This is a genomic window from Shewanella marisflavi (genome assembly GCF_002215585.1).
In the GTDB taxonomy this organism is placed as follows: domain Bacteria; phylum Pseudomonadota; class Gammaproteobacteria; order Enterobacterales; family Shewanellaceae; genus Shewanella; species Shewanella marisflavi.
Window position 1 is genome coordinate 43,457 of the sequence record NZ_CP022272.1, and the last position, 25,643, is coordinate 69,099.

A 25,643-nucleotide genomic window follows, 5' to 3' on the forward strand; every position below is an offset into this window, starting at 1 on the left:
CCTAGTGTAGGCTGCAAAGTGTGAAGAAAGCGTGAATGTTACCTTAAGCGTTAGCTCTGTGTGGCTAGCCAGCGTTTAACTCGCTGCGCGGTGCCATACTCTCGCCAGATCAAGATTGCGGCCGTGCTCAGTAGTCCCCATCTTAATGTCAGGATTGACCAAGTGACCTCTTTATCGAAACTCTTGTCTAACTCACTTACGACTAACACACACCAGAGAAAGCTCAGAATGAGGGCCTTATGGCGCTGAGATAAGCTGATTTCGGGGCAATGCGCCGCGGCGTAGGCACAAAAGAGACCGACGAAGGCGCCCATGACCACATCTTCTGGCCAGTGAGCCCCCACAACAATGCGAGATAGACCTATCAGGGCGGCGAAACTGATTGCCAATAGCTTGATTTGTGTCTGCTTGTAAGCAAAAAACAGGGTACCGGCAAATAGAAAGGCGGTGGCGGTGTGGCCAGATGGAAAACTGTGCGTGAGGCGGATTTCGCCGACAATATTCAGGGTTTCCAGCAATGCGGCTGGGCGAGGAGCGTCAAAGGAATGTTTTAGCAGAGGTACCAAAATTAGCGACAGCACGCTTGCGATAATGACCCTGACTAGTAGCTCGGGGCGCTTGACCAGACAGCAGAGAGTGATCACCCCTAAGGTGACGCCATTACCAAGATCAGTGATGAGCAGGAGCAGGTCTAAGGGCGCAAAAGCCGCGATGCCGTTAAAGAATCTAAACAGGGATAGATTGATCGTGGTGTCTAACAGCACGAGGTGCAGACAGAGCAGAATCAATAGTAATCCAATAAAGCCGCGTCCCTGGTAACTGTCTTGCGCAGGCATTCCCATCGCCTTTGCTTGTTTTAGTAATTTCATTGTTTTTCCACATAAACGCGCCCGCCTAAGATAGAGGTTTGTTATGGGGAAGTAAAGGTGTTTAGCTTGTGTTAAATCTTTGATTAATATCTCTTTGGGTTTGGCTATTTGGTTTGTTTCACCCTTAATCTATGATTTTTAGTTTTTTATCCACATAGATGTCATGGCTTTTCGGTATTTGCATCAAATTGTATGAGCGCGAGTTTTTGTGTTTTTGTGAGCCTTTTCACGGCTATTTCACGCTTTAGTGCCGCCGAGTGGCTACCCACCTGTTCACGGTAGACTAAGGCCAGGGGCCCCTTGCCCCGCAGAAACTTGGCGGTCTTGGGGCCGTTGTCGCTATGCTCCTTGAAACGGCGGTCTATATCTGTGGTGATGCCGGTATAGAGTTGTCCCTTGGCGCAGCGGATCATATAAAGACTCCATAGCGCAGCAGCTGTCTGGGTCATATTACGCCAGCCCCAGCAGGCCGAGGAAAAAGGCATACTCTTCGGCCGTGTCTTCATAGTGACGGTAGCGGCCGCTTTTGCCGCCATGACCCGCCTCCATATTGATATGAAACAATAGTAGATGATCGTCAGTCTTATATTCTCTAAGCTTCGCGACCCATTTGGCGGGCTCGAAATATTGCACTTGAGAGTCATGTAACCCTGTGGTCACCAGCAGGTGAGGGTAGGCCTGCCGACTGACGTTATCGTAAGGCGAATAGCTCAGCATAGTGTGGTAGGCCTCGGCCTCGTTAGGATTCCCCCACTCATCATATTCATTGGTGGTTAGTGGCAGCGATTCATCTAACATGGTGGTGACGACATCGACAAAGGGTACATGGGCCCCGACAGCAAAATAGTGCTGTGGAGCCTGGTTGATCACGGCTCCCATTAGCAGTCCACCGGCGCTGCCACCGCTGGCGACCACCTTATCTTTGGCGCAATAGCCCTGTTCAACTAAGGCTTGGGTGACATCGATAAAGTCGTTGAAACTGTTCTGTTTGTGCATGAGTTTGCCTGCCTCATACCAGGGGCGTCCCAGCATCTCACCGCCACGCACATGGGCGATAGCATAGACGACGCCTCGATCCAGCAGACTGACAATGGCGCTGTCGAAATCTGGTTCTATAGTGTAACCGTAGGCGCCATAACCATATTGATACAAGGGGTTGCTGCCATCCTGACGGAAGGTGTCTTTGCGATACACTAAGGTCACTGGCACCTTGGCGCCGTCTCTGGCATCGATGAAGAGTCGTTCTGTCTGATAGTCTTGGCTGTCGAAACCACCGAGAACCTTCTCCTGCTTCAACAATTGTCTGGCCGTTGTCTGGGTAAGATCCAGTTGGTAGATGGACTCGGGTGTCGAGAGGCTGGCGTAGTAGATCCGCAGATAATGGCTATCCTGGCTGGGGTTGACGTCTAGCCCTACCACATAGGCGGCGTCGTCGAAGGCAAGCTCATACTCAGGTTGGCCGTTGAGGGGCAAGATGCGTATTTGACTCAGTCCCTGATGGCGATACTGCACCACCAGATAGTCTCTCAGTACTAAAAGATCTTCCAGGCGGCGAGCGTCATCGGCCGCGATCACCTCCTGCCAACGGTTTTTATCGCCGATCTCACTTTCCTTGGCTTTCATCAGACGGAAGTTGACCGCCTGCCAGTTGGTGAGTATGTAATACTCATCGCCGCGCTTGGCCACCGAGTATTCGTGCCCTGTCTCACGCGCCAGTAGAGGCTCAAATTGCCCATCACTCAGATCGGCATTGAGCACCGAGACCTGGCTGGTGGTTGTGCTTTCGTGAGTCAGTAAGATATGCGACTCATCCAGGCTTTTTGAAATCGACAAATAGAAGCTGTCGTCGCTTTCCTCATAGACCAGACGGTCGCTCGATTGTGGCTCACCCAAACGGTGGCAATAGACACGATTACCTAATAGGGTTTGCGGATCTTTGGCGATATAAAACAGATGCCGATTATCGTTAGCCCACACTATTTCGCCATCGGTATCAGTTAGCGTGTCATTGAGCCATGCATCGGTGTCCAGGCGTTTAATGCTGATGGCGTAGATGCGCCGACTCAGGGTATCTTCACTGATGGCGAGCAAGGACTCGTTGGGGCTGACACTAAGAGCTCCCAGGCTATAAAATTCCTGGCCTTCCGCTCTAAGATTGGCATCCAGTAGCAGCAGTTCATCGCCCTCCTGTACAGGTTTTCGGGCAAATAGCGGGTATTCCCCCTCGCCTTGATAACGCTTGTAATACCAATGGCTGTGCCAGCGATAGGGTACGCTCGACTCATCTCTGTCCAGACGGTTGATCAACTCGTCAAACAGCTGTTGCTGCAAAGGCTTAAAGGGAGCAAAACAGGCTTCATGGTAGCGGTTTTCCGCCTCAAGATGTGCCAATACCTGGGGAGACTGGCGAGTATCGTCTCTGAGCCAAAAGTAGTTATCAATACGCTCATTGCCATGATGCTTGAGTCGATGGGGGTGTTTGTGAGCGATGGGGGGATTTATCCCTGGCATTGGGCTGACCTTGTATTAGCAAAAAGAGAGCTGAACTTGAAGCATGAGCTTAGGTGATCTGCCTTACACTTGTCACCCCTTGGACTTGTACTTTGGTGGATTTAGGCGCACCATAGCGGCGCTTTCCTGCGATGGAAAGTAAGTTCTCAGGGCGGGGTGAGACTCCCCACCGGCGGTGATCATCTTATAAGATGTAAGCCCGCGAGCGCCTATCCCAGTGGGATAGGGTCAGCAGATCTGGTGACGTGCGCGACTAGCCACCTATTCCAGAGCCGACGGTAATGAGCACCTAGGTGCACTAAGTCCGGATGAAAGAGAATATAAGATAGCGTGACCGTGAGCAGCCTGGCGAATGCCTGGATGATGCTTGCGTCTGTACACCTCTTATTCGGCGAGTCTGGGAGTCTCATCCTGGCGAAGCCATTTTCTGCATGCCCTGATTCTGGAAAAAACCATTTTATTAGTCTTACTAAGGATTTAACCATGAATCAGTCTCTACTTTCTCCTTTTGGTGATGCCATTACCCGTGTCGAAGCTGCCTTAACGGCGCTGCGTGCCGGCCAAGGTGTATTGGTGGTCGATGATGAAGATCGCGAAAATGAAGGCGACCTTATCTATAGCGCCGAGCATCTTACTAATCAGCAGATGGCCCTGCTTATCCGTGAATGCAGCGGCATTGTTTGTCTCTGTCTGACCGACGAACGGGTAAAACAGCTGGACCTGCCACCTATGGTTCAAGACAACTCCAGTCAGTATGGCACCGCCTTTACTGTGAGCATCGAGGCAAAGGTTGGGGTGACGACCGGGGTTTCTGCCGCCGATCGCGTTACTACCATCAAGGCCGCGATAGCCGATGACGCCAAGCCAAGCGACCTTGCACGTCCTGGTCATGTTTACCCACTAAGGGCGCAGCCGGGTGGTGTATTGACCCGCCGCGGGCATACAGAGGGCACCATAGATCTGATGAAGCTGGCCGGTCTTAAGCCTGCTGGTGTGCTTTGTGAGGTCACCAATGTCGACGGCACTATGGCGCGACTGCCTGAGATCATCGCCTTCGGCCAGCAGCATCAGATGCCGGTACTGACCATAGAAGATATCGTCTGCTATCGTAAGTCTTTGCTTGAGAAAGTGAGTTAATTAAAAGCGAGTTAATTAAAAATAAACAAAGAGCCAATATTTGGCTCTTTGTTTATCAATATAAGCTAAAACCCCTGTTCAATTCATCGACAATCAGGGATAAGCATGTCTCTTGTTTGTTGGTATCTGTAGCCGTACTCTTATTCGCTTCCCTAAATGCCAATTAAAAATAACAACTTAGTAAACACTGTATCCCTGCGCTTCTATTTTCGTGACCTAGATTAGACTTTGGTGAAATAGGTATGACGCCAACGTTCGGCTATGTTACTACTCTCAGACCCTATTTTTCGTAGCGTCTGCTTTTGTGGTTATCGAGCAAGGAGCGCTTTAGATGTCATCTATGCTGAATCGGTATAGTCTTAGCCAGAAGTTAATTTTGCTGGCGACTATCCCTATGTTGCTGCTGTTGATTTTCGGCAGCTTGCGTATGTTCGATCTTGTTGAACGCCAGCAGACGGCACAGCGTAACGCCCTTGGTGTAGTGATCACCGAGCAGAGCCAGAAATTGATCTTTGCTCTGCAAAATGAACGTGGCTTGTCTGCGGGCATAGTCGCCAGTCAGGGGGCTCAGTTTCAGCAGCGTCTTTTAGCTCAGCGAAGCCAAACAGACAAGCTGTTGCATGAGCTGTTAGATGCGCCCGACATTGCCGCCTTAAATCGCTCCCTCAATGATGTTGACCGGCCCAGCGTTAATTTGCAGCAGAGTGTCGCAACCATTCATGCCTTAGCCGACCGGCTAAAGACGATTCGCCAGGATATCGACAGGGGCGATGAGGGCGTAAGCTTTAACTATTACAGCGAGTTTACCCAACACCTCTTGGTGCTCATCTCTCAGATTCAATCTCAGGTGCAAAATATTCAACTGGCTAAAGCCTATAACGATCTGATCCATATGCTGAAGTTGCAGGAGCTGGTGGGAAAAGATCGTGATCTGATGAATCGCCTCTTGTCTGCCGACAGCCTGGACTCTCAAGCCTATCTCTCTCAGTACGCGATGAAAAATGATCTGCTTGATGCCTTTCATGAGATGTTGTCGACAACCTCTGCCGCCGACCGCGCCTTAGTCGAGGAGACCTTAGATAACGAAGCGCTTCAGGAGCTGAATGAGATTAAGGAGCGAGTGAGAGGACAGGTAAGTCTGATCTCTATGGCGAACCAACTTAGGAATCGACTCGGCTTTGGTGGATTGATCGATCACTATCAGGATTTCTTGCTCTCGGGTGAAGAGGCTCACCTGCTGCTGTTTGCCGAAGATAGCCTAGCGATTCAGGCGCTATTGCAACAGGCTCAAACCTTGCCTTACCTCACCTTGCATCAGCGTCAGGCACTGCAAACCATTGCCAGTACGGTGGAGCAGTATCGTCAGTCGGTCGATGCCGAGCGGGCACACAAGCGGGCGGGGAATGCAGGTCCACTGCCTGAACTGCGCCGCTCCGGCACAGAAGATCAAGCTATGTTAGCTGCGTTGGCGCAGCTGCAACAGCAAGCACCTATCGTTAGTAGTGAATCTTGGTGGGCATTATCCAGCGATGCCTTGGGGCTGATGAATCAAGCCAGTTTAACTTTGAGTAGCAATATCGCCCGAGTCGCTGAGCGTCAGGGGCGTGAGGCTCAGTCACTCTTGCTGTTAGGCATAGTGGCGGCCCTGTGTAATTTTCTGTTTTTGGTGATCTTGGGGCGACTTATTGTCAATAATCTGGTGACCCGTATCGGTACGGTCGCCTCTTTGATGCAGCGTATGGCGCAGGATACCCAACTGCAACTCTCTGTGCCCGTGGATGGCAATGATGAGGTGGCCAAGATGTCGATGGCGTTAAACGCTATGTTGAGCGAGCGTCAGAAGGCCAATCGCGAACTCTCTTTGGCCTCTGCAGTGTTTGAGTATTGCACCGAAGGAATTGTCGTTACTGACAGGGATAATCTTATCGAGGCGGTTAACCCCGCCTTTACTCAGATCACGGGATATAGCCTGGAGGAAGTCAAGGGGCGTAGTCCGGCGATTCTCAATTCTCATCAGCAGCCCCGCCACTTTTACGAGCAGATGTGGCAGTCACTTAAGCAGTATGGTAAGTGGCAGGGGGAGATCTGGAACAAGCGAAAGAATGGCCAGATCTATCCCGAATACCTCGCCATTACGGTAGTAAAGGATGAAAAGGGGCGTGTGGTGCAACACATAGGTCTATTCCTGGATATCAGTAATCGCAAGAAATATGAACAGGATATCTGGTACAAGTCTAACTATGATGCCCTGACCAACTTGCCCAATCGTCAGCTCTATAACGCCAAGTTATCGCAGATGTTACAACTCGCCGAGCAGCGTTGCTGCGCCGTGGCCGTGCTATTTATCGATCTGGACAGGTTCAAATACATTAACGATATCTATGGCCATGCGGTGGGTGATGAGCTTCTGCAGGTTGCCGCCGCCAGGCTGGAGTCATTGCTTGAGCAACACGACTTCGTGGCGCGTCTCAGTGGTGACGAATTTGTGGTGGTGATGGGGCATACTCAACATCAAGGGGAGATAGAGCAGCGTGCAAAGCAGATCTTGAAGCATCTGTCATCGCCCTTCGGTATCAATCGCAACGAACTGTTGATCTCCGCCAGTGTCGGCATCAGCTGTTATCCCGGTAATGGCAGCAGTGTGGAGGTGTTAACGCGCAACGCCGAGACCGCCATGTATCAGGCTAAACAGGATGGCCGTAACTGTTTCGGCTATTTCTCTGCCGACATGAACAGCAATATGTTAGCACGTATTACGCTGGAACAGTCGTTACGCAGCGCCGTCCTACAACATGAGTTTTGCTTGCATTATCAGCCGATTGTCGAGACCAGTAGTGGTGAGGGCGTAGCCGTTGAGGCGCTGCTGCGTTGGCATCACCCCAAGAAGGGACTCGTGTCGCCCGATGAATTTATCCCCATTGCCGAAGAAACAGGGTTAATCGAACCCATAGGCGAGTGGGTTATCCAGCAGGCGCTGCGGGATCTGAGTCATTGGCATAGCCAGGGACTGATGATCGACATGGCCATCAACGTTTCTAGTCGTCAGCTCAACCATGGCGACCCAAATCATTTTGCCTGTATGCTCAACGGCTTGCTGCAGAAGTATGATGTGGCCCCTCAATATGTACATATAGAGATCACCGAATCTATCCTGATGGCCGATACCGAACTGTCCCTTAAAGCTTTAACGGCCATTCGTCATCTTGGGGTCGAGATCTATCTGGACGATTTTGGTACGGGCTACTCTTCCCTCAGCTACCTCAAGCAGTTCCCCATCTCTGTGATTAAGATAGATAAGAGTTTCGTCTACAACATGATGGAAGATAGGGCAGATGCCAACCTGATCAAGGCGATCATCAACATGGGGCAGAGCTTGGATATGCGCCTGGTGGCGGAAGGAGTAGAGACAGAATCTCAACGTAGTTTTCTGCAGGGGTTGGGTTGTGATTTCGTTCAGGGTTATTTGATTTCAAAGGCAATGCCGCTGGAGGAGATAGAACCCATATTACGCGGTATGGTAAAAACCAGCCCTGTGCTTCAGTCCTAAAACGGCAGAACGCGGGGCCAGTTGACCCCGCTGACGGCTTATTCGCCTGCTGTCATCACACTGCCAGACTCTTGCTGCGCCATCTGCGCCAGATCTTTATCGACCAAGAAGAGCGCCTTACCATCTTCGCCAACCAGACGGATCTTATCGACGATAGATTTAAACAGCTTCTCCTCTTCATGCTGCTCAGATACATACCATTGCAGGAAGTTAAAGGTCGAGTAGTCCTGATTGGTAAAGGCGGTGTGAGCCAGGGCGTTGATCTTGCTGGTGATCATCTGCTCGTGCTCATAGGTGTATTCAAATAGTGCCAGCAGTGAGTCGAACTGTGACTCAGGAGCCTCAATCGCGCCCAGTAGTGGCATGCCGCCAGTTTCGCTTACATAGGTAAACAGGCGATGCATGTGCTGCATCTCCTCATCGGCGTGCGCTCGCATAAATTTTGCGGCACCCTCAAAGCCCTTGTCTTCGCACCAGGCGCTCATCTGCAGGTAGAGGTTAGAGGAGAAGAACTCCACATTAATTTGCGCGTTCAACTGATCTATCATGGTTTGTGCCAGCATAGTTACATCCTCGTTGTGGTCATCTTTTTATGCCCGGCTATTGTGTTTAAGCCGCCGATGAATTGCAACCATATTTACTTAACTTAATGTTTTTAAATACAAATAATTATCGTTCGAGGCCCGGTGCTATATCGCGCGGTTGTGTTGTTGCATTGACCATTTCATTGGAAGGATGAGTATTTTGTCTTTAGGTTTTAGGGTCGAGCAAATCAAGATCATAACCCCCGTATAGCCAGATAACTCCCGAATGGGATAAAAGATGTTCCTCAACAAGTTAAGGTTAAAGGCAAATACTTCGGCATAGGTTAGTGCTGATCTATGCCTTTAGGGATAAGTCGTATAGAGGCAGTAGGAGTTGGTGGCTGTTTTTGGTTAAATAGGGGCTGGCTGCCGCCAAAAACTGCCGTTGAGATCATAGTCTTCTGATCTGAGCGTGGCATAATGAGCGGCAATATTCGCTTTTACTCATATCCTACAGTTAACGCTAAGGTACATTATGTCTATGCAAGCCGATCCCTGTGCAAAACCCAGCCTAATGCATCCCGATGAAGCCATCATCAAGCTATTGGAACAAGTTCGTCCGCTGGAAGAGTCGGAAATGGTGCAGCTGCCCCACGCCTTGGGACGTGTGTTGGCAGAAGATTTAGCGTCTAGCATAGATCTGCCACCCTTCGATAACTCGGCAATGGACGGATATGCCTTCCGCTTCGAGGATCTGGCTCAGGGAAATCGTTTCACCTTGATAGGTCAGTCCTTTGCCGGGCATCCTTTTGAGGGTGAAGTCAGGGCTAATACCTGTGTACGTATCATGACGGGTGCACCTGTGCCATCGGGTTATGACACAGTGCAGATGCAGGAGAAGGTAGAGGTTGATGGTGACGACATCGTTATCGAGGCGCCCAAGGCGTTAGGTGCCAATGTGCGCCTTCGCGGTGAAGAAGTGAAGAAGCATGCTAAAGTGCTTTGCGCTGGAACTCAGATAGGCGCTGCCGAGATGGGGGTGCTAGCGACCATAGGGGCAAATCAAGTTCGGGTGACTCGTCAGGTGAAAGTTGCCTTCTTTTCGACCGGTGATGAGCTGCGTCCAGTGGGCAGCGAGTTGGCACCGGGTCAGATCTATGACTCAAACCGTTACAGCATTCAGGGGTTACTGAGCCGCGCCAATGTGGAGTGGATGGATCTTGGGGTGATTGAAGATGATCCCGAGGCGATCCGTGGGGCTTTTCGTCACGCCGCAGCCAATGCCGATATGGTGCTGACCTCGGGTGGCGTTTCCGTCGGGGATGCCGATTACACTAAGCAGATCCTTGACGAAGAGGGAGAGATCACCTTTTGGAAGCTAGCCATCAAGCCAGGTAAACCTTTTGCCTTTGGCCGTCTCGGCCAAGCGGTATTCTGTGGTCTGCCGGGTAATCCAGTTTCCTCTATGGTGACCTTCTATAAGCTGGTGTGGCCTTTGCTGAACAAGATGCAGGGTTTGCCTCAGGTGAAGCCGTTGCAGTTGCAGGCCAAACTTAAGGGCAATCTGCGTAAGTTCCCAGGGCGTGTCGAATACCAGCGCGGTGTGCTCAGTCAAAACGCCCAGGGCGAAGTCGAGGTAAGTGTTACCGGCGGCCAAGGCTCTGGCATGCTCACCTCTATGAGTCTGGCGAATTGTTTCATTATTTTGGCCCAGGAACAGGGTGATACCCCTGAGGGCAGCCTAGTCACGGTTGAGCCCTTCAACACAGTGCTGGCACTGTAGGGAGAATGGCAATGGAGCCTAACACACAAGAGGAAATCCTCTCCGACGACGAGATATTACGCTATAGCCGTCATATCTCGATCAAGGCGATGGATTTCGAGGGGCAGGAGCGGCTTAAGCAAGCCAAGGTGCTGGTGATAGGTGCCGGTGGTTTAGGCTGCGCTTCGACACAATATCTGGCGGTTGCCGGGGTGGGTCAGATGACCCTGGTGGACTTCGATACCGTGGAGCTGTCCAATCTGCAGCGTCAGGTATTGCACCATGACGCCAACATAGGTCAGCCTAAGGTAGCATCGGCAAAAGCGTCCCTGCTACAGCTCAATCCTCATTTAAAGGTTGAGACTATCAACGCCGTACTCGATGATGAGCAGATTCTGGCGCTGGTAGCCGAGCATCATCTGGTGATGGATTGCACCGACAATATCGTGGTGCGCGAGCAATTGAATCTGGCCTGTTTTAAGCACAAGATCCCCCTGGTATCTGCCGCTGCTATTCGTATGGAAGGTACGGTAACCGTGTTTGATTATGGTGAGCAGAGCCCCTGTTATCATTGCTACAGCAAGTTATTTGGCGATCAACAGCTGACCTGTGTCGAGTCAGGTATCCTGGCACCTGTGGTCGGTATGATAGGCTGTCTGCAGGCGGTCGAGGCGATCAAGGTATTGACCAAGATGGGGAAAACCCTCAGTGGTCGTATTTTGATGATAGATGCCATGACCATGGAGTTTCGTGAAATGAAGCTTCCTAAGCAGATTGCTTGCCCTGTATGTCGGGAGTGAGTGTCGATTTACGCTTGGTGTGATAAAAGAGAGCGAGGCATGAGCCTCGCTTTTTTGTGCCTCAATGATTGATCGGTACCTGAGTTTGCCCTGCTGTTTCAGTGGGTAATTTAAAGCGGCTATTTGAGGTGCCTGCCGCCATCCAGCGCCAAGCTGCGCCCGGTAATATATTGACTCTGCATCAGGTAGTCGATCGCCTGTAACACCTCTAATTCACCGCCCTCTCGGGCCAATACCGACTTGGCCAACGCTTTTTCACGATAGTCGGCGTCATCTTGCTCGTTGAAACAGATCAGTGCCGGTGCAATAGCGTTTACCTTTACCTTGGGTGCCAGCTTAGCGGCGAAGGAAAGGGTCATGTTTTCCAGCGCCGCCTTACTGGCTGCATAGGCGATATGTTTCTTGCTGCCCTTTTGTGCCACATAGTCGGTCAGATGGATGATATCGGTCAGTTTATCTTGTCGCTGCAACAGCGGCGCTAATGCCTGATTGAGTTGGTAAGGGGCATACACATGTACCTGCATCATCTGTTCAATAATTTTATCGGCACCTAAAGGATCATCGTCGCTTAGCCAGAGTGAGGCATTATGGATCACAGCATCTACACTTTGATAATGCTGCAGCAATGTCGCTATCAGCTCATCAATTTGGATTTGGTCAGTAAAGTCGCAAGGGTAGAGATCGGCGCCCTGGGTTCGTAAAGTCTCTATGCTGGGATAGTGGCGACGATAGGTGCCAATCACCTTGTCTCCCCGAGCAATAAATGCCTGCGCCAGGTAGAGACCTATGCGTTTGCCAACGCCTGTGATGAGTATGGTGTTTTGCATCCTTGTCCTTTTAATCGACGTAAGTGAGAGACCTTGATAGTAGCGGTGGCGCAATCGGGCTTTCAAGTGATTTGTCGATAGAAGAGAGTGTCAGTGTGCTGCTGGCTTGTCTCTTTACTGCATGTTTATCTATTGCAAAAGCCAGCTTATTGTTAGTGTTCAAACAATGGGTCATGGTAATGACTGTGACGTTAATAGACGTTTGAGGACCTTTTTGTGTCATTAATTGGCTAAAAAAGAGGGATCTATTGGACGTAAGCGTCTATGGCGTTACAATAGATGCGATTATTCCTACCATATTGCTATGAGTTCAAATCATTTTAGTCAAATCTAAATGATTGCCTGGTGGTGATTCTTTGAGGTTTTAACGGAGAGAATCGATGACGAAAGGTATTGATAAATACAGCATAGAAAGTACCGACTATACGATCGGCCAGGATAATGTGCAGAAGTGGGGTTTTGATGTGCATAACCCCGTGTTTGGGGTCAGCGCAGGTCTCATTGCCGCTTTTTTGCTGGCCACCCTGATAACTGATGCCGAGACAGCCAAGTCTGTGCTGGACGGTATCAAGTGGAAAATTATTGGTTCCTTCGACTGGTTATTTATCTGGTCGGGCAATGTTTTTGTACTGTTTTGCTTAGGCTTAATTGTTTCTCCTTACGGTAAGATCCGATTAGGCGGAAACGAGGCGACGGCAGACTACTCCTTCCTCTCTTGGCTATCTATGCTGTTTGCAGCAGGGATGGGAATCGGCCTGATGTTCTGGAGTGTGGCCGAACCAGTAGCCTACTTTACCGGCTGGTATGAAACGCCCTTAGGGGTTGAGGCCTACACACCAGAGGCGGCAAAAATGGCTCTGGGTGCCACTATGTTCCACTGGGGTCTACACCCTTGGGCCATCTATGGTGTCGTCGCGCTGTCATTGGCCTTTTTCGCCTATAACAAGGGGATGCCGCTCTCTATTCGCTCCATCTTTTACCCATTACTTGGGGATAGAGCCTGGGGCTGGGCGGGACATATTGTCGATATCTTGGCTGTGCTGGCTACCTTGTTTGGTTTGGCGACCTCATTAGGCTTGGGGGCACAGCAGGCCGCTAGTGGTATCCATCATGTGTTCGGTTTGGATGCCGGTATCGGATTGCAGATCATTGTGATTGTGGCTGTTACCCTACTGGCTGTGGTCTCTGTGGTCAGAGGCATAGATGGTGGCGTTAAGGTGATCAGTAATGTCAACATGATTGTCGCCTTTGTGCTGCTTATCATGGTTGCCATGATAGGTTACGCAGTAACCTTGGGGACGATTCCGACGACGCTGATGGCTTATGTAGAAAATATCATTCCCCTGAGTAATCCTCATGGGCGTACAGATGAGGCGTGGTTCCAAGGCTGGACTGTCTTCTACTGGGCTTGGTGGATCTCTTGGTCTCCTTTCGTGGGTATGTTTATTGCCCGAGTATCTAAAGGGCGCACCGTACGTGAGTTCATTACCGCAGTCCTGCTGGTGCCGACTTTTGTCACCCTGATTTGGATGTCGGTATTTGGTGGTATGGCGATCGATCAGGTGGTCAACAAGGTGGGTGAGCTCGGTACCAAGGGCTTAACCGATGTGCCTTTGGCTATGTTCCAGATGTTTGATGTGCTGCCGTTCGGCACACTGTTATCCATTGTCGCCGTGGTCTTGGTATTGGTGTTTTTTATCACCTCATCGGACTCGGGTTCTTTGGTGATCGACAGCATTACCGCGGGTGGTAAGATAGATGCACCCGTGCCGCAACGTGTTTTTTGGGCCTTACTAGAGGGTGCGATTGCGATTGCCTTGCTATGGATTGGCGGCACTGAGGCGATTCAGGCGCTTCAGGCCGGCGCTATCTCGACTGCGCTGCCCTTTACCGTGATATTGCTCTTGATGTGTGTCAGCCTGCTCAAGGGTATGCGAACCGAACGCTTCTAGTCACGACTCAGCGTTATAAAAAGGAGGCCATTGAGCCTCCTTTTTTATTGCCAGAACTAGCACCAAAAGTCTTTGATGGGACGGTTGGGATCGAAATGATGGGCGATCTGTGCCTGTAATAGTTCGGCGCTGGCGATGGCATCGGTGAGGGCATGGTGGGGAGGATAGCTGGGTAAGCCATAACGCAATCTGCTCAGTCCGAGCCTTACCGAACCGGGTTTCTCACCCTTGAGTCGTCGCCACAGACCGCCATGGTTTAGCTGCTGAATGCGAGATTCCAGCGCCATGGTATCTATTACCGGAAACTCTATTCCTTGGTGAATTCGCCGCTGCAGGGCACGTTCGAAAAACTGCCGTTCGATCGCTTGGCAATGCACGACCATTATCTTACCCGCCATCTGCTGCAGTACCTGCTCGAAGATGGCGGAGAGATCCGGTGCATCGAGAATGTCGCTGTGGGTGATACCATGGATGATCACCGACTCATCGGCCAGGTTGTCCCTAGGTCTTACGGTCCAGTGTTGGGCGCGATTGAGAAAAATCCGTCTTAAGGTGAAAGGCACTGTGCCTATGCTGACAATATCGTCTTTGTCGGGGTTAAGGCCTGTGGTTTCAAAATCCATGGCAAGAAACTCGATCTCAGACAGCGGCGTATGAGGGTCGGGCAATGGCGTACTATAGTACTGCAGCAGCCCACTGTGCTGAGTGGTCTTAAGCTTCTGTTCAAACTTGCCCAGCCAGTCGATGCTTGGGGGCGACAATAGCTTCTTCAGCATGCTGGACTCACTTAAATTGGTTGCTAGCGTTGTAGCGGAACTTGAGAAAATTCTGGGCGTTACTCAAGATCTGGAACGCATCTTTGAGGTTGCGGCGCTCAAAATCGGACAGATGCTCAGGTTCTATATTGTTATCCGGATCTATGCCTTGCTCGACATCAAAAGCTTGGTGGCGAATACGCACCATGGAAATAAATTCCATGGCATCACGCAGATCCTGGGCACGGCCCTTGGGTAATATGCTGGCATCGATAATGTCGTCCAAACGCTCGAAAGAGTTGCGCGATCGCGAGCCTACCGCCAAGGCGTGCACCCTTATCAGATCCGCCAGTGGCGCCGTGCCGCGGCGTTTGAGATTGATGGAGTTGTTATGGCGGCCATCTTTCTCCATCACAAAGTCTTTAAAGAAGCCCAGTGGCGGCGTACGATTCAGCGCATTACGCGCCAGGCAGGCCAGAAAGCGGTTATTCTTACGCGCCCGGCGCACGATAAAGCCGTTGAGTTGTTCGGCCCACTTTAGGCGGCCATAGACACCATCGAGATCGAAAAAGATTGAAGCGTTAAGCAGCGCCTTAGGGTTGGGGTCATCTATCCAGTCGGCGAAGCACTCTTCCCACTCTTTGCGGGTCATGCGCCACATGGGATTAGTCGCCATGATGTCGCCAGTACAGTAGCTGTAGCCACAGAGATCTAATCCGTCGCAGACAAAGGTGGCCAGCTGGCTAAAGTACTCATCGTGTTTTGCTTTATCGAAGCTATCATCCAGTATGATGGCGTTGTCCTGATCTGTGACGATCAGCTGTTCGTCCCGCCCCATGGAACCGAGTGCCAGAAAGCAGTAGGGAATAGGAGGTGGCCCCAATTTCTCTTCGGCCATTTCCAGTATGCGCTGTTTAAAACTGCGGCCAATCACAGACATGGCGCTGCCGACCATGTGTGAGTTGGCGTCTTCGTTTACCAGGCGTACAAAGCTGTCTTTCACTTGAGTCGATAGGATTGCCAGCTCTTCCAGGCTTTGTTGCTGAAAGATACTGCTGACCAGCAGCAGCGAGTTTTGCGACTCGTAGCGGACGATATCTGTGGCTTCTATTATGCCAATGGGGTCGCGTCCCTTGAATACCGGCAGATGGTGCACGTTGTAGCGCAGCATGGTGAGCATGGCTTCATAAACATAGGCGTTGTGGTCAAGGGTAATCAGCTCCGGGGTGACCACATTAGCCAGCTCTGAGGAGGGATCTATCCCTTCTGCCAGCACCCGGGTACAGAGATCTCTGTCTGTAATGATCCCCATCAGCGGGGAGCTATCTGATTCTTCGTCGTCCAGCAAGTCTGGATCTATGACTAATAGGGAGGAGACATTTTCTTGTGCCATCAGGATAGCGGCCTGCTGAATGCTTTCGCCTTTATGGATGAAGGGGGCGTCACGGGTGAGCAGGGTACTCACCTTTGAGGTAGTCAAATCGTTCTGAACGTTGGAGTTTGAAACCGCCTGTCGCAGGCGGGCATTGTCTTCTACCTCGACGAAGTCGGCAAAGGTATCGTGTTGCTCATACAGCTGCTGGAAGATCTCCTCAGAGATGCAATAAACCAAGGTGTCTTCGATGGCTGTAACCGGAAAGCGCACCTTGTTATTGGTGAGTAGCCCCATTTGACCGAATAGGTCGCCGCTGTCTAGGCGGTTATACAACTCACCCTTACGGCGATACACCTCTACCACGCCGCTGCGCACCATGTAGAGGTCGTGGATTTGGTCGCCAAAGTGAATGATGGGCGTGCCTTGGCGGTAGTAGGCGATCTCCACATGATGACTCACCATGCTGACCACCTCTTCGGGCAAGGCGTTAAACGGTGGATACTGGACTAAGAAGTTTTGGATCTCGTTTAACTCTGCTTCCATCAGCTTGCCTGCACGGGTTTACTCCAACAATGCTTTACATACTAACCCATCGCCTTAGCTTTGTGAGGTGAAAGAGCTAAAAAGATCCCTTGTTTTAGTGCGCCGTCCATAACATCTGGCCACACTGACTGAGATCATAGCCGCCCAGCTGCGCCGCCAACTGGCGTGCTTGAGGGCTACCCAGCAGGTCAAACAGCGCCTGTAACTGGCGGCGGAAGTAGATCCCTTGGGGCATGACAAAATCGAATGATTCGGTCACCAGAGGTACGAAGCTCAGGCCACTCTCCAGAGCGACTGACTGACAACCGAAACCTATATCGGCTTCGTTGCGGGCGATAAAGCCCGCCAGCTCCCGCTCACTGTAAGCGGTTATCTGGGGATTGAGCTGAGTGATGCTAGCGCCCTGTTTCAAAAGCCAATGTTCCAGATGCTGCTGACTGCCGGCGCCCGCCTGACGGCCCACCCAGCGCCAAGGAAGTGAGATCACCTTGTCTTCTTCCTGACACCTGTGGTGCATGTCACTGCGCATCATCAGACCTTGCTGGCGAGTGTAGCCGTGTACCATGACCCATTGCTGGTGGTTGGGATAGCCCTTGAGTAGCGCCGGATGCCGTATATTGCGCTCTTCGACATTACCCCAATGCAGAGTGCAGACATCGGCATAGCCGCGAGACAGCAGATCCAGCCCCATGCGCGAGCCGGTAGCGCTATAGCTGATTAAATCGCTCTTGCCGATCTTAGACATGAGGCGTGCCACCAACATAGAGAGCAGCGGATCGTCACTGCCGGTGATGTGCATGCGATCCGACAGCATGCCGCTATGGCAAGAGTCCATGACCCAGCGGTCTATCAATATCTTTGGAAATAGCCATTTACCTGTAACTTTTGTCGCGGGCAAAATGCGGTCGTTGGCCATGGAATAGACCTTCTTCTCATTCAGATCGAGATATTCGGCCACCTGTTTTGCACTCATATAGACGAGTTCGCTGGGCTCAGTCATGGATAATTCTTTACACCTCTACAGTTAACCTTGGTTGCGTTTCGGCGGCGTCGCATCGAATTCGATATTTTCTGCCCCATGGTAGATAAGGAAATGACGTCCCTTAGCTCGGGCTATCATGGTGATCCCCAGCTTCTGGGCTAACTCCAGTCCCATTTGGGTCGCACCGCTGCGCGAAAGTAGCACCGGGATCCCCATTTTGGCCACCTTGATCACCATTTCTGAGGTAAGACGTCCCGTGGTATAAAACAGCTTGTTGCCGCCGCCCTGTTGTTTAAGCCACATCTCACCGGCCAAGGTGTCTACCGCATTGTGGCGTCCCACATCTTCAACGAAGCCGATGATTTGATCGCCTTCGCACAGGCCACAGCCGTGGACTGCGCCTGCATTCTTATAGGTTTCGTTGTAGGCGCTGATGTTGTTGAGTAGGCTGTAGAGCATGCTCTGTTTTAGCTTAGGTGTGGGCAGACGAATATCATCGACGCCATCCATAAAACCGCCATAGACTGTGCCTTGTCCGCAACCTGTGGTCACTGTCTTTTCTGCCAGCTTTTCATCGAGATGCTCGGTTGACTCTTTAGTGATCACCGCCGCCGAGTTAACCCCCCAATCGACGATCACAGACTCGAGCTGCTTAACATCGCTGATAAAGCCTTGGTTTTTCAAATAGCCTAGGGCAAGCGCTTCAGGACGGGCACCGAGTGTCATTAGCGTCACTATGGGACGCCAATTCAAATAGAGGGTGAGGGGGCGTTCGCAGGCAATAAATTTATCCACCAGTTCGCCCTGCTCGTTGACTGCCTTAACTGCCAGGGTGAGCGGCGCATCGGCCTGTGTCTTAACCAGAGTGGGATGTTTAGTCGTTGTCATGAATCTCATCTTGTTGCTTTGGGGCGCCTTCAGCATAGCAATTATCGTTCCTATGCAAGCAATTGGTGTGTAAATGCGTGATCTAGACGCCGACTTCGGTAGCGGTCGCCCTTTTATGTCCCTATCAAGATGGCATTTAGGACAAATTGTCCTACGCTTGGTAGGGATTTGATGATCCAGTTCAAACTATTTCGACTCTAGCGATGGCACGTAAATTGCTTCGGTAGGATATATCGCTAACCCAATGCCCGGCGCATCTTCTAAAGGCCGGCCAGTTAGGCAAAACGGAGACGGAATGCAACATACCGAAAGTCAATGGCCCATGTATGTTTCACTGAAAAAGGTGGAAAAACAGGTGGGACGCTGGACAGCTGAAAGTTGGGAATTAGATCAAATCGTTCCCGCCACTCAGCCAGCCCCCGCTGGAGCGCACATAGTCATGTTGGAGCTGCATAAGGATGAGCGTGGCAGCTATCGCATCAATCTCGATATGGACAATGCCATGCTGTACTTGGTGTGTGACGAGTTAGAAGATGGTACCTGGATACCCGCCTATATCTCGGCCGACCAAAATGTCGCAGCAGGTTGCCTCGAGGGGGACACCCCGGTTTTAAATTTCCCTATGCCCAAGGCGATCGCCTGCTGGATAGAAGCATACATTACTCGTCATGGTGAGGTGGAGATCTGCGCTCACCGTCGTAAGCATGTTAATCGCCGTAAGAACGAGGGGCCAAGCACCAATCCAAACCGGGGGATAGTGTCCTAATGAGTGATAAACCAAGCGGACTGTTCGCACGTTGGACCCAGCGCCGTCAAGAGGTAGAGGCGGAAGAGGAAGCGGCACGTCTAGCCGAACAGGCTCAAGAAGAGGCAGCCTTAGAGCAGCAAACTGAGGTGGAAACCAGCACCGAGCAAGCTGAGCCTGTTCAACAAGATAAGCAGGTGTTAACCGCCGAGGAGCTGCCTGACCCTGAGAAGATTGAGGTCGGTGGTAGTTTTGCCAGTTTCATGGCTGACAACGTGGATCCTGATGCGAAAACTGCCGCTTTAAGAGCACTGTGGAAGCAGCCACACTATAGCGAGATAGATGGCCTGCTGGAATACGCACTGGATTATACCAACCAACCCAAATTGACTGCCGAAGTTTCTGCCGAACTGGCTAAGAAAGTCTTCAGGCACATCATGAAGGATGAAGAAGAGGGTGAAGCAGAGGCTGAAACCCCGACCGAGCAACTGGCACAGCAGGGTGAGCAAGAGGTGCCACAGGTCGAGGACATTTTGGACAGAGACCCCGAGGAGGTGTCCCAAAATGAACCAGAAATACAAACAATAACTAAACCACCTGTTGTTTAAGGTCAGTTTAGAGTGCTTTTAAAACCATAATTTTGGTACGTGAATTGCTGTGTTAACCACAAGTAACAACGAGTCGTAACTCGTTGAAAATCGGGTGAAGCTGGCGCGAAAAGCGCATGCCGTAAGAGCACAACAGCCACCCGGGCTGATACAGCAGCCAATACTGCTTAGGAACGCAATGTGAGCATGCATTTAGAGACGAGCGACAACCTGGCCCACCTGAAACAGGTGCGTCAACAAGTGTTGGGACAGACGCAAATTCTTCAAAATCTGATCCCGCCAACGGTAAGTTACACCACAGAAGGCAATGTATTAGTCATTGGCCCGGAGGATTTGGCACGACTGGCAGCCGATAGACTGTCTAACATGGGCCAACGAGCTATCTTGGCCAATGAATCAATTACCAGCCAAGATGAAGACCATCTTGAGAAGGTGATGAATGCCGCCGAAGGGGTCGAGAGTTATTACAATAAACTCATCGATATCAAAGGTTTTTTGGGGCAGTTCCAAGTTAAGGTGGAGCATGATAACGGCACCGCCGATCTGAGTCTGGTGGCCATCCGTAAGGCCCACTTCGATCTGATCCTCGATTTAAGCCAATCTCCTTGTATTAACCTAGAAATGTTGCCACCTGGCTATTTCTATGTAGGCCAGGATGAAGCCAAATTAGCAGACGCAATTGCCGAGCTGCCCGAGTTGATCGGGGAGTTCGATAAGCCGCGTTACGTTAAGGTGAACAGTGATATATGTGCTCACCACAGAAACGGTATCGACGGCTGTAACCGCTGTTTAAATTTCTGTCCCGCCGACGCCATTGCCAGTGTCGACCATAAGATAGAGATAGATCCATACCTATGTCACGGCGCGGGTAGCTGTACCAACGCCTGCCCAACCGGCGCGATTAGCTATGACCTGCCTACGCCACAGGCGTTGCACTCTTATCTCAATAAGCTAGTGACACGTTTTCGCAGCGCGGCGCAGACAGCTCCTGTGATCCTGTTTCACGATGTGGGTAAGGGCGCATCTTTGATCAACGACGACCTGCCAGGTGCGATTTTGCCTGTAGAGTTGGAAGAGATCACAGTTGCCAGTATCGACCACTGGATGTCAGCACTTGCATGGGGTGCCCGTCAGATCTTGGTACTTAACACTGATGCTACCGCGCCGACTCTGACACAGATGCTAAATGGTGAGCTAAAGCTGGCGAGTGAGATCCTTGACGAGATGGGTCAGCCACAAAGAGTCAGCGTGATTAATGTCGAGCAGATGTCAGAGCTTGCTGACCTGATTGAGCCTAGCGCGAGCTGGCCCATGATAGTCCCTGGTGAGTTTGCTGCGACCACTAAGCGTGAAACTCTCTATGCAGCGATCGATCATCTCAACAGTCAAGCGGCTGCCTCGGATGCTTGCCTGAGCCGGAGCAATATTCCTTACGGTAAGGTCAGTGTTAATACCGATAACTGCACCCTTTGTCTCTCATGTGTGTCAACTTGTCCAACTCAAGCGCTGACCGATGGCGGCGAGAAGCCGGCGCTCTATTTTGTTGAGCAAGCCTGTGTGCAGTGCGGTTTATGTGAGTCCGCTTGTCCCGAGAAGGTGATCAGCCTGACACCACAAATTAACTTTGATGCGGCGGCTCGTCAGAGTCGTCAAACCCTGAATGAGGAGGCGCCGTTCGAATGTATTCGTTGTGGTACGCCTTTCGCCACCCAGTCCATGGTGCAACGGATGCTGGATGTAGTCGGTGGACACAGTGCCTTCAGTGCCAATACAGAGCGTCTGAAGATGTGTAGCGACTGCCGGGTAAAAGACATGTTTGAAGACATACTTCAAGATCCTGAAAAGCAACTGCGATAAGAGTTTAGCCATGACCGAATTAGTAAGAGAAGTTTCAGAAAACGATCAGTTAAGAGCCGATATTTACCAGCTTTTGGCGGCGCTATTACGCAAGCAGCCCAGTGCTGAACTGTTGCAGTTTCTTGCCAATCTAGAGATAGACGCAGATGACGACAGCGACATGACCAAAGCCTGGTTGGCGCTAAAGTTAGCCGCGGGCCAGTTTACCCCTGAGCAATTGGAAGATGAGTATTTCAACATCTTCCTTGGGGTGGGTAGCGGTGAGATCTTGCCCTATGGCAGTTGGTTTATGACAGGGTCTTTGATGGACAAGCCATTGGCTCTGCTCAGACAAGATCTGGCGCAGCTGGGCTTTGAGCGTAGCGAAGAGGTTAAAGAGCCTGAAGATCACGTGGCCGCCCTGTGTGAGGTGATGGGTACTTTGATCCTTGAAGCCCCAGGCTTCCGTCAGCTGGCCTTCTATCAGCGCCATATTGGTAGCTGGATAGATCGTTTCTGTGACCATTTGGGCAGGGCGCCGAGTGCCGCCTTCTATGCCACAGTGGCGCAACTGGCCAAGGCCTTCTTTGTTGTCGAAGCCAATGAATTTGAACAACTCCAATTAGATATTCCGGTGAACTGCCCTGGCAGCGAAGCGGAGAAGATTGAACCTACAGCCAGCGAACTCGCGTCCTAGGTTGTGGTTTAGTTTGGTTGTCGGCACGCAGTACAGTGCCGACATAATGAAACCGGGGGTTCGCCCCCAACAAGCGTCGGGTTCTGGTCTTAGTGTTAATTGGCAGAGTAAGCCGAGTTGACCGAGATGATGAGACTAGTGCCTAAATTGAGTCAACATTTAGGAGACACTATGAAGAAGCAAGCTTCCGATATGGGTCGTCGTCAATTGCTAAAAGCATTAGCTCTAGGCAGCGCAGCGGGTGCCGTGGCAACCGTGAGTGGTCAAGCTATGGCAGCAACACCTGCACCTGAAAAAGATGCAGCACAAGGCGATGGCTACCACGAGACAGATCATATTCGTAGTTATTACGCGTCATTACGTACCAAGTAAGCTTGGACGAGTAATTTCGCAGTAATTCAATAACATTAGGAGAGAGTGTGATGCGATTAACCCGCAAAACAGACCAGGCAGATGTCGCTAAAAAGCCTGCCCTAGGTCTCAGTCGTCGTCAGTTCCTTCAGTCTGCAGGTCTTGCAACTGGTGGTATTGCCGCGGCCTCTATGCTTGGCGCTGGTATGATGCGCAAAGCCGAAGCGAAAGAAGTGCCACATGATGCGCCAACTGAAGTGAAGCGTACCATCTGTTCTCACTGTTCAGTGGGCTGTGGTATCTATGCCGAAGTTCAAAATGGTGTGTGGACAGGTCAAGAACCTGCTTTCGACCATCCATTTAACGCCGGTGGTCACTGTGCTAAAGGTGCGTCACTGCGTGAGCACGGCCATGGTGAGAAGCGCCTCAAGTACCCAATGAAGTTAGAAGGCGGTAAGTGGAAGCGTCTGAGCTGGGAGCAGGCTATCAATGAAGTCGGCGACAAGATGCTTAAGATCCGCGAAGAATCCGGCCCTGACTCTGTGTACTTCATGGGTAGCGCCAAGTTCTCCAACGAGCAGGCTTACATGTACCGCAAACTCGCAGCCATGTGGGGCACCAACAACGTCGACCACTCGGCACGTATTTGTCACTCTACCACTGTAGCCGGTGTTGCTAACACTTGGGGCTATGGTGCGCAAACCAACTCTTTCAACGATATCCGCAACGCCAAGGCGATGATGTTTATCGGTTCTAACCCTTCAGAAGCTCACCCTGTGGCGATGCAACACATTCTGGAAGGTAAAGAGCGCGGCGCGAAAATTATCGTTGTCGATCCTCGTTTCACCCGTACTGCGGCAAAAGCCGATGAGTACGTGCATATTCGCCCAGGTACCGATATTCCTTATATCTACGGTCTGCTGTGGCATATCTTTGAAAACAAGTGGGAAGACCAAACCTTCATCGACCAACGTGTTTACGGCATGGAGCGTATTCGCGAAGCTGCCGCTAAGTGGACACCTGAAGAGGTTGAGAACGTTGTTGGTGTACCAAAAGAGCAGATGTACCGCGTGGCTAAGACCTTAGCCGAGACTAAGCCTGGCACCATAGTTTGGTGTATGGGTGGTACTCAGCACCACATAGGTAATGCCAATACCCGTGCTTACTGTATCCTGCAGTTGGCCCTGGGTAACATGGGTGTTTCCGGTGGTGGTACCAACATCTTCCGTGGTCACGACAACGTACAGGGCGCCACTGACTTTGGTCTGCTGTTCGATAACCTGCCTGGCTACTATGGCCTGACTTCAGGCGCCTGGGCGCACTGGAGCAATGTGTGGGATCTGGATCCTGCCTGGGTCAATAGCCGTTTTGACCAGAACGAATACCTGGGCCAGAAGCCGCAGACTTCAGCCGGTATCCCTTGTTCCCGCTGGCACGACGGTGTGCTGGAAGACAAGAACAAGATTGCCCAGAAAGACAATATCCGTCTAGCCTTCTTCTGGGGTCAGTCTGTCAACACAGAAACCCGTGGTCGTGAAGTGCGTGAAGCATTGAACAAGATGGACACTGTGGTGGTTGTGGATCCATTCCCAACTATGGCGGGTGTGATGCATACCCGTACAGACGGCGTTTATCTGTTACCTGCGGCGACTCAGTTCGAGACCTATGGTTCAGTATCTGCTTCTAACCGCTCACTGCAGTGGCGTACTCAGGTTATCGAGCCTCTGTTTGAGTCTAAGCCTGACCATATCATCATGTACAAGCTGGCCAAGAAGTGGGGCGTTGAGAAAGAGTTCTGTAAGCATATCAAGGTGAACGGTGATGAGCCGCTGATCGAAGATATCACTCGTGAATTCAACAAGGGTATGTGGACCATCGGTTACACAGGCCAGAGCCCAGAACGTCTCAAGATGCACCAGGAAAACTGGGGCACCTTCGACATCAAGAGTCTGGAAGCACCAGGTGGCCCAGCTAAGGGCGAAACCTATGGTCTGCCTTGGCCATGTTGGGGTACTCCTGAGATGAAGCATCCAGGTACTCAGATCCTCTACCGTACAGACCGTGAAGTCCGCTTTGGTGGTGGTAACTTCCGTGCTCGTTATGGTGTTGAGCACAATGGTAATAACATTCTGGCCGAAGGCTCTTACTCTAAGGGCAGTGAGATTAAGGATGGTTACCCAGAGTTTACCGACAAGATGCTTAAGCAACTTGGCTGGTGGGATGAGCTGACTGCGGAAGAGAAAGCAGCAGCCGAAGGTAAGAACTGGAAGACTGACATCTCTGGTGGTATCCAGCGTGTTGCTATCAAGCACGGTTGTATTCCATTTGGTAACGCTAAGGCACGTTGTATCGTTTGGAACTTCCCAGATGATATTCCGGTTCACCGTGAGCCTCTGTATACGCCACGTCGTGATCTTGTGTCTAAGTACCCAACTTACGATGACCGTATGGTTGCGCGTCTTCCTACCCTGTACAAGTCAATTCAGGATCAGGACTTTGCTAAAGACTTCCCACTCGCCTTGACCTCTGGTCGTTTGGTTGAGTACGAAGGCGGTGGTGAAGAGACACGTTCTAACCCATGGTTAGCCGAGCTGCAGCAAGAGATGTTCATCGAAATCAGCCCAGCTGATGCGGCGGATCGTGGTCTACGTGATGGTGACGAAGTATGGGTTCACAGCCCTGAAGGCGCCAAGATTAAGGTGCAGGCAATGGTGACACCGCGTGTGATCGAAGGCGAGTGTTTCATGCCGTACCACTTCGCAGGTATGTTCGAAGGCGAGAGCCTAGAGAAGAACTACCCAGAAGGTACAGTACCTTACATCATTGGTGAATCAGCCAATACCGTATTGACCTATGGCTATGACGTTGTGACTCAGATGCAAGAGACTAAGTCTAGCTTGTGTCAGATCACTAAAGCCTAACGGAACTTGATGA

General features: G+C 51.2%; 19 protein-coding genes, 1 pseudogene and 1 riboswitch. Of the genes and pseudogenes, 11 read left to right on the forward strand and 9 right to left on the reverse strand.

Features of this window, described 5'->3' with window-relative positions; genetic code table 11:
• Positions 1–50: 50 nt before the first annotated feature.
• The 3 genes and pseudogenes from CFF01_RS00190 to CFF01_RS00200 all read right to left on the reverse strand — a co-directional run bounded on the left by CFF01_RS00190 (position 51) and on the right by CFF01_RS00200 (position 3,380).
• Entirely contained in the window at positions 51–869 is an 819-nt protein-coding gene (locus CFF01_RS00190) for a phosphatase PAP2 family protein (protein WP_088903482.1), read from the reverse strand.
• Positions 870–1,030: 161 nt separating this feature from the next.
• A pseudogene (locus CFF01_RS00195) lies at positions 1,031–1,300 on the reverse strand (GIY-YIG nuclease family protein); the annotation flags it as partial.
• A gap of 19 nt (positions 1,301–1,319) precedes the next feature.
• Entirely contained in the window at positions 1,320–3,380 is a 2,061-nt protein-coding gene (locus CFF01_RS00200; protein ID WP_088903483.1) for a S9 family peptidase, read from the reverse strand.
• 138 nt (positions 3,381–3,518) lie between these two features.
• Positions 3,519–3,704, forward strand: a riboswitch (FMN riboswitch).
• A 159-nt stretch (positions 3,705–3,863) separates the two neighbouring features.
• Here CFF01_RS00200 and ribB point away from each other — a divergent pair.
• Together ribB and CFF01_RS00210 are read left to right on the forward strand one after the other, a co-directional pair.
• A complete protein-coding gene (gene ribB / locus CFF01_RS00205; protein ID WP_033538911.1) occupies positions 3,864–4,517 on the forward strand; it encodes a 3,4-dihydroxy-2-butanone-4-phosphate synthase in 654 nt (217 codons plus the stop codon).
• A 331-nt stretch (positions 4,518–4,848) separates the two neighbouring features.
• Complete coding sequence (locus tag CFF01_RS00210) at positions 4,849–8,064, forward strand: EAL domain-containing protein (protein WP_088903484.1); 3,216 nt, start codon at positions 4,849–4,851, stop codon at positions 8,062–8,064.
• A gap of 38 nt (positions 8,065–8,102) precedes the next feature.
• Here CFF01_RS00210 and ftnA read toward each other — a convergent pair whose 3' ends face one another.
• Positions 8,103–8,627 (reverse strand): non-heme ferritin, encoded by a 525-nt coding sequence (gene ftnA, locus CFF01_RS00215; protein ID WP_088903485.1) that lies wholly within the window; start codon positions 8,625–8,627, stop codon positions 8,103–8,105.
• Positions 8,628–9,123: 496 nt separating this feature from the next.
• Between ftnA and moeA the strand changes: the two genes are divergently transcribed.
• Entirely contained in the window at positions 9,124–10,371 is a 1,248-nt protein-coding gene (moeA, locus tag CFF01_RS00220) for a molybdopterin molybdotransferase MoeA (protein ID WP_088903486.1), read from the forward strand.
• A gap of 11 nt (positions 10,372–10,382) precedes the next feature.
• Positions 10,383–11,150: a molybdopterin-synthase adenylyltransferase MoeB gene (gene moeB / locus CFF01_RS00225; protein WP_408640499.1), complete on the forward strand. Its 768-nt coding sequence runs from the start codon at positions 10,383–10,385 to the stop codon at positions 11,148–11,150.
• 119 nt (positions 11,151–11,269) lie between these two features.
• Here the strand turns inward: moeB and folM are convergent, their stop codons facing one another.
• Positions 11,270–11,977, reverse strand: a complete 708-nt coding sequence (gene folM, locus CFF01_RS00230) for a dihydromonapterin reductase (protein WP_088903488.1) — start codon at positions 11,975–11,977, stop codon at positions 11,270–11,272.
• A gap of 380 nt (positions 11,978–12,357) precedes the next feature.
• Here folM and CFF01_RS00235 point away from each other — a divergent pair, with 380 nt between their 5' ends.
• Positions 12,358–13,929: a BCCT family transporter gene (locus CFF01_RS00235; RefSeq protein ID WP_033538905.1), complete on the forward strand. Its 1,572-nt coding sequence runs from the start codon at positions 12,358–12,360 to the stop codon at positions 13,927–13,929.
• Positions 13,930–13,985: 56 nt separating this feature from the next.
• Here the strand turns inward: CFF01_RS00235 and CFF01_RS00240 are convergent, their stop codons facing one another.
• The 4 genes from CFF01_RS00240 to CFF01_RS00255 all read right to left on the reverse strand — a co-directional run bounded on the left by CFF01_RS00240 (position 13,986) and on the right by CFF01_RS00255 (position 18,472).
• Positions 13,986–14,705 carry a 3'-5' exonuclease gene (locus CFF01_RS00240; RefSeq protein ID WP_033538904.1) on the reverse strand — a complete coding sequence of 240 codons (720 nt, stop codon included), beginning with the start codon at positions 14,703–14,705 and terminating at the stop codon, positions 13,986–13,988.
• A gap of 7 nt (positions 14,706–14,712) precedes the next feature.
• The gene (locus CFF01_RS00245) at positions 14,713–16,602 is read right to left on the reverse strand and encodes a DUF294 nucleotidyltransferase-like domain-containing protein (RefSeq protein ID WP_088903489.1); all 1,890 of its coding nucleotides are present in this window, start codon (positions 16,600–16,602) and stop codon (positions 14,713–14,715) included.
• Between the two features lie 94 nt (positions 16,603–16,696).
• Entirely contained in the window at positions 16,697–17,602 is a 906-nt protein-coding gene (locus tag CFF01_RS00250; protein ID WP_033538902.1) for a helix-turn-helix transcriptional regulator, read from the reverse strand.
• Positions 17,603–17,626: 24 nt separating this feature from the next.
• Positions 17,627–18,472: a formate dehydrogenase accessory sulfurtransferase FdhD gene (locus tag CFF01_RS00255; protein WP_088905832.1), complete on the reverse strand. Its 846-nt coding sequence runs from the start codon at positions 18,470–18,472 to the stop codon at positions 17,627–17,629.
• A 295-nt stretch (positions 18,473–18,767) separates the two neighbouring features.
• Here CFF01_RS00255 and CFF01_RS00260 point away from each other — a divergent pair, with 295 nt between their 5' ends.
• The 6 genes from CFF01_RS00260 (at position 18,768) to CFF01_RS00285 (ending at position 25,630) form a co-directional block, all read left to right on the forward strand.
• Positions 18,768–19,238: a DUF3305 domain-containing protein gene (locus tag CFF01_RS00260; RefSeq protein ID WP_088903490.1), complete on the forward strand. Its 471-nt coding sequence runs from the start codon at positions 18,768–18,770 to the stop codon at positions 19,236–19,238.
• Positions 19,238–19,825, forward strand: a complete 588-nt coding sequence (locus CFF01_RS00265; protein WP_088903491.1) for a DUF3306 domain-containing protein — start codon at positions 19,238–19,240, stop codon at positions 19,823–19,825. Before CFF01_RS00260 ends, CFF01_RS00265 begins: the two co-directional genes overlap by 1 nt.
• Before the next feature lie 186 nt (positions 19,826–20,011).
• The gene (locus CFF01_RS00270; protein ID WP_088903492.1) at positions 20,012–21,682 is read left to right on the forward strand and encodes a 4Fe-4S binding protein; all 1,671 of its coding nucleotides are present in this window, start codon (positions 20,012–20,014) and stop codon (positions 21,680–21,682) included.
• Between the two features lie 10 nt (positions 21,683–21,692).
• Positions 21,693–22,358: a TorD/DmsD family molecular chaperone gene (locus CFF01_RS00275; RefSeq protein ID WP_033538897.1), complete on the forward strand. Its 666-nt coding sequence runs from the start codon at positions 21,693–21,695 to the stop codon at positions 22,356–22,358.
• A 171-nt stretch (positions 22,359–22,529) separates the two neighbouring features.
• On the forward strand, positions 22,530–22,730 hold the full coding sequence (locus tag CFF01_RS00280) for a twin-arginine translocation signal domain-containing protein (protein ID WP_088903493.1): 201 nt from the start codon (positions 22,530–22,532) through the stop codon (positions 22,728–22,730).
• A 50-nt stretch (positions 22,731–22,780) separates the two neighbouring features.
• Positions 22,781–25,630, forward strand: coding sequence for a formate dehydrogenase subunit alpha (locus CFF01_RS00285; protein WP_088903494.1), 2,850 nt, complete (start codon positions 22,781–22,783; stop codon positions 25,628–25,630).
• The last annotated feature ends 13 nt before the right edge of the window (positions 25,631–25,643 follow it).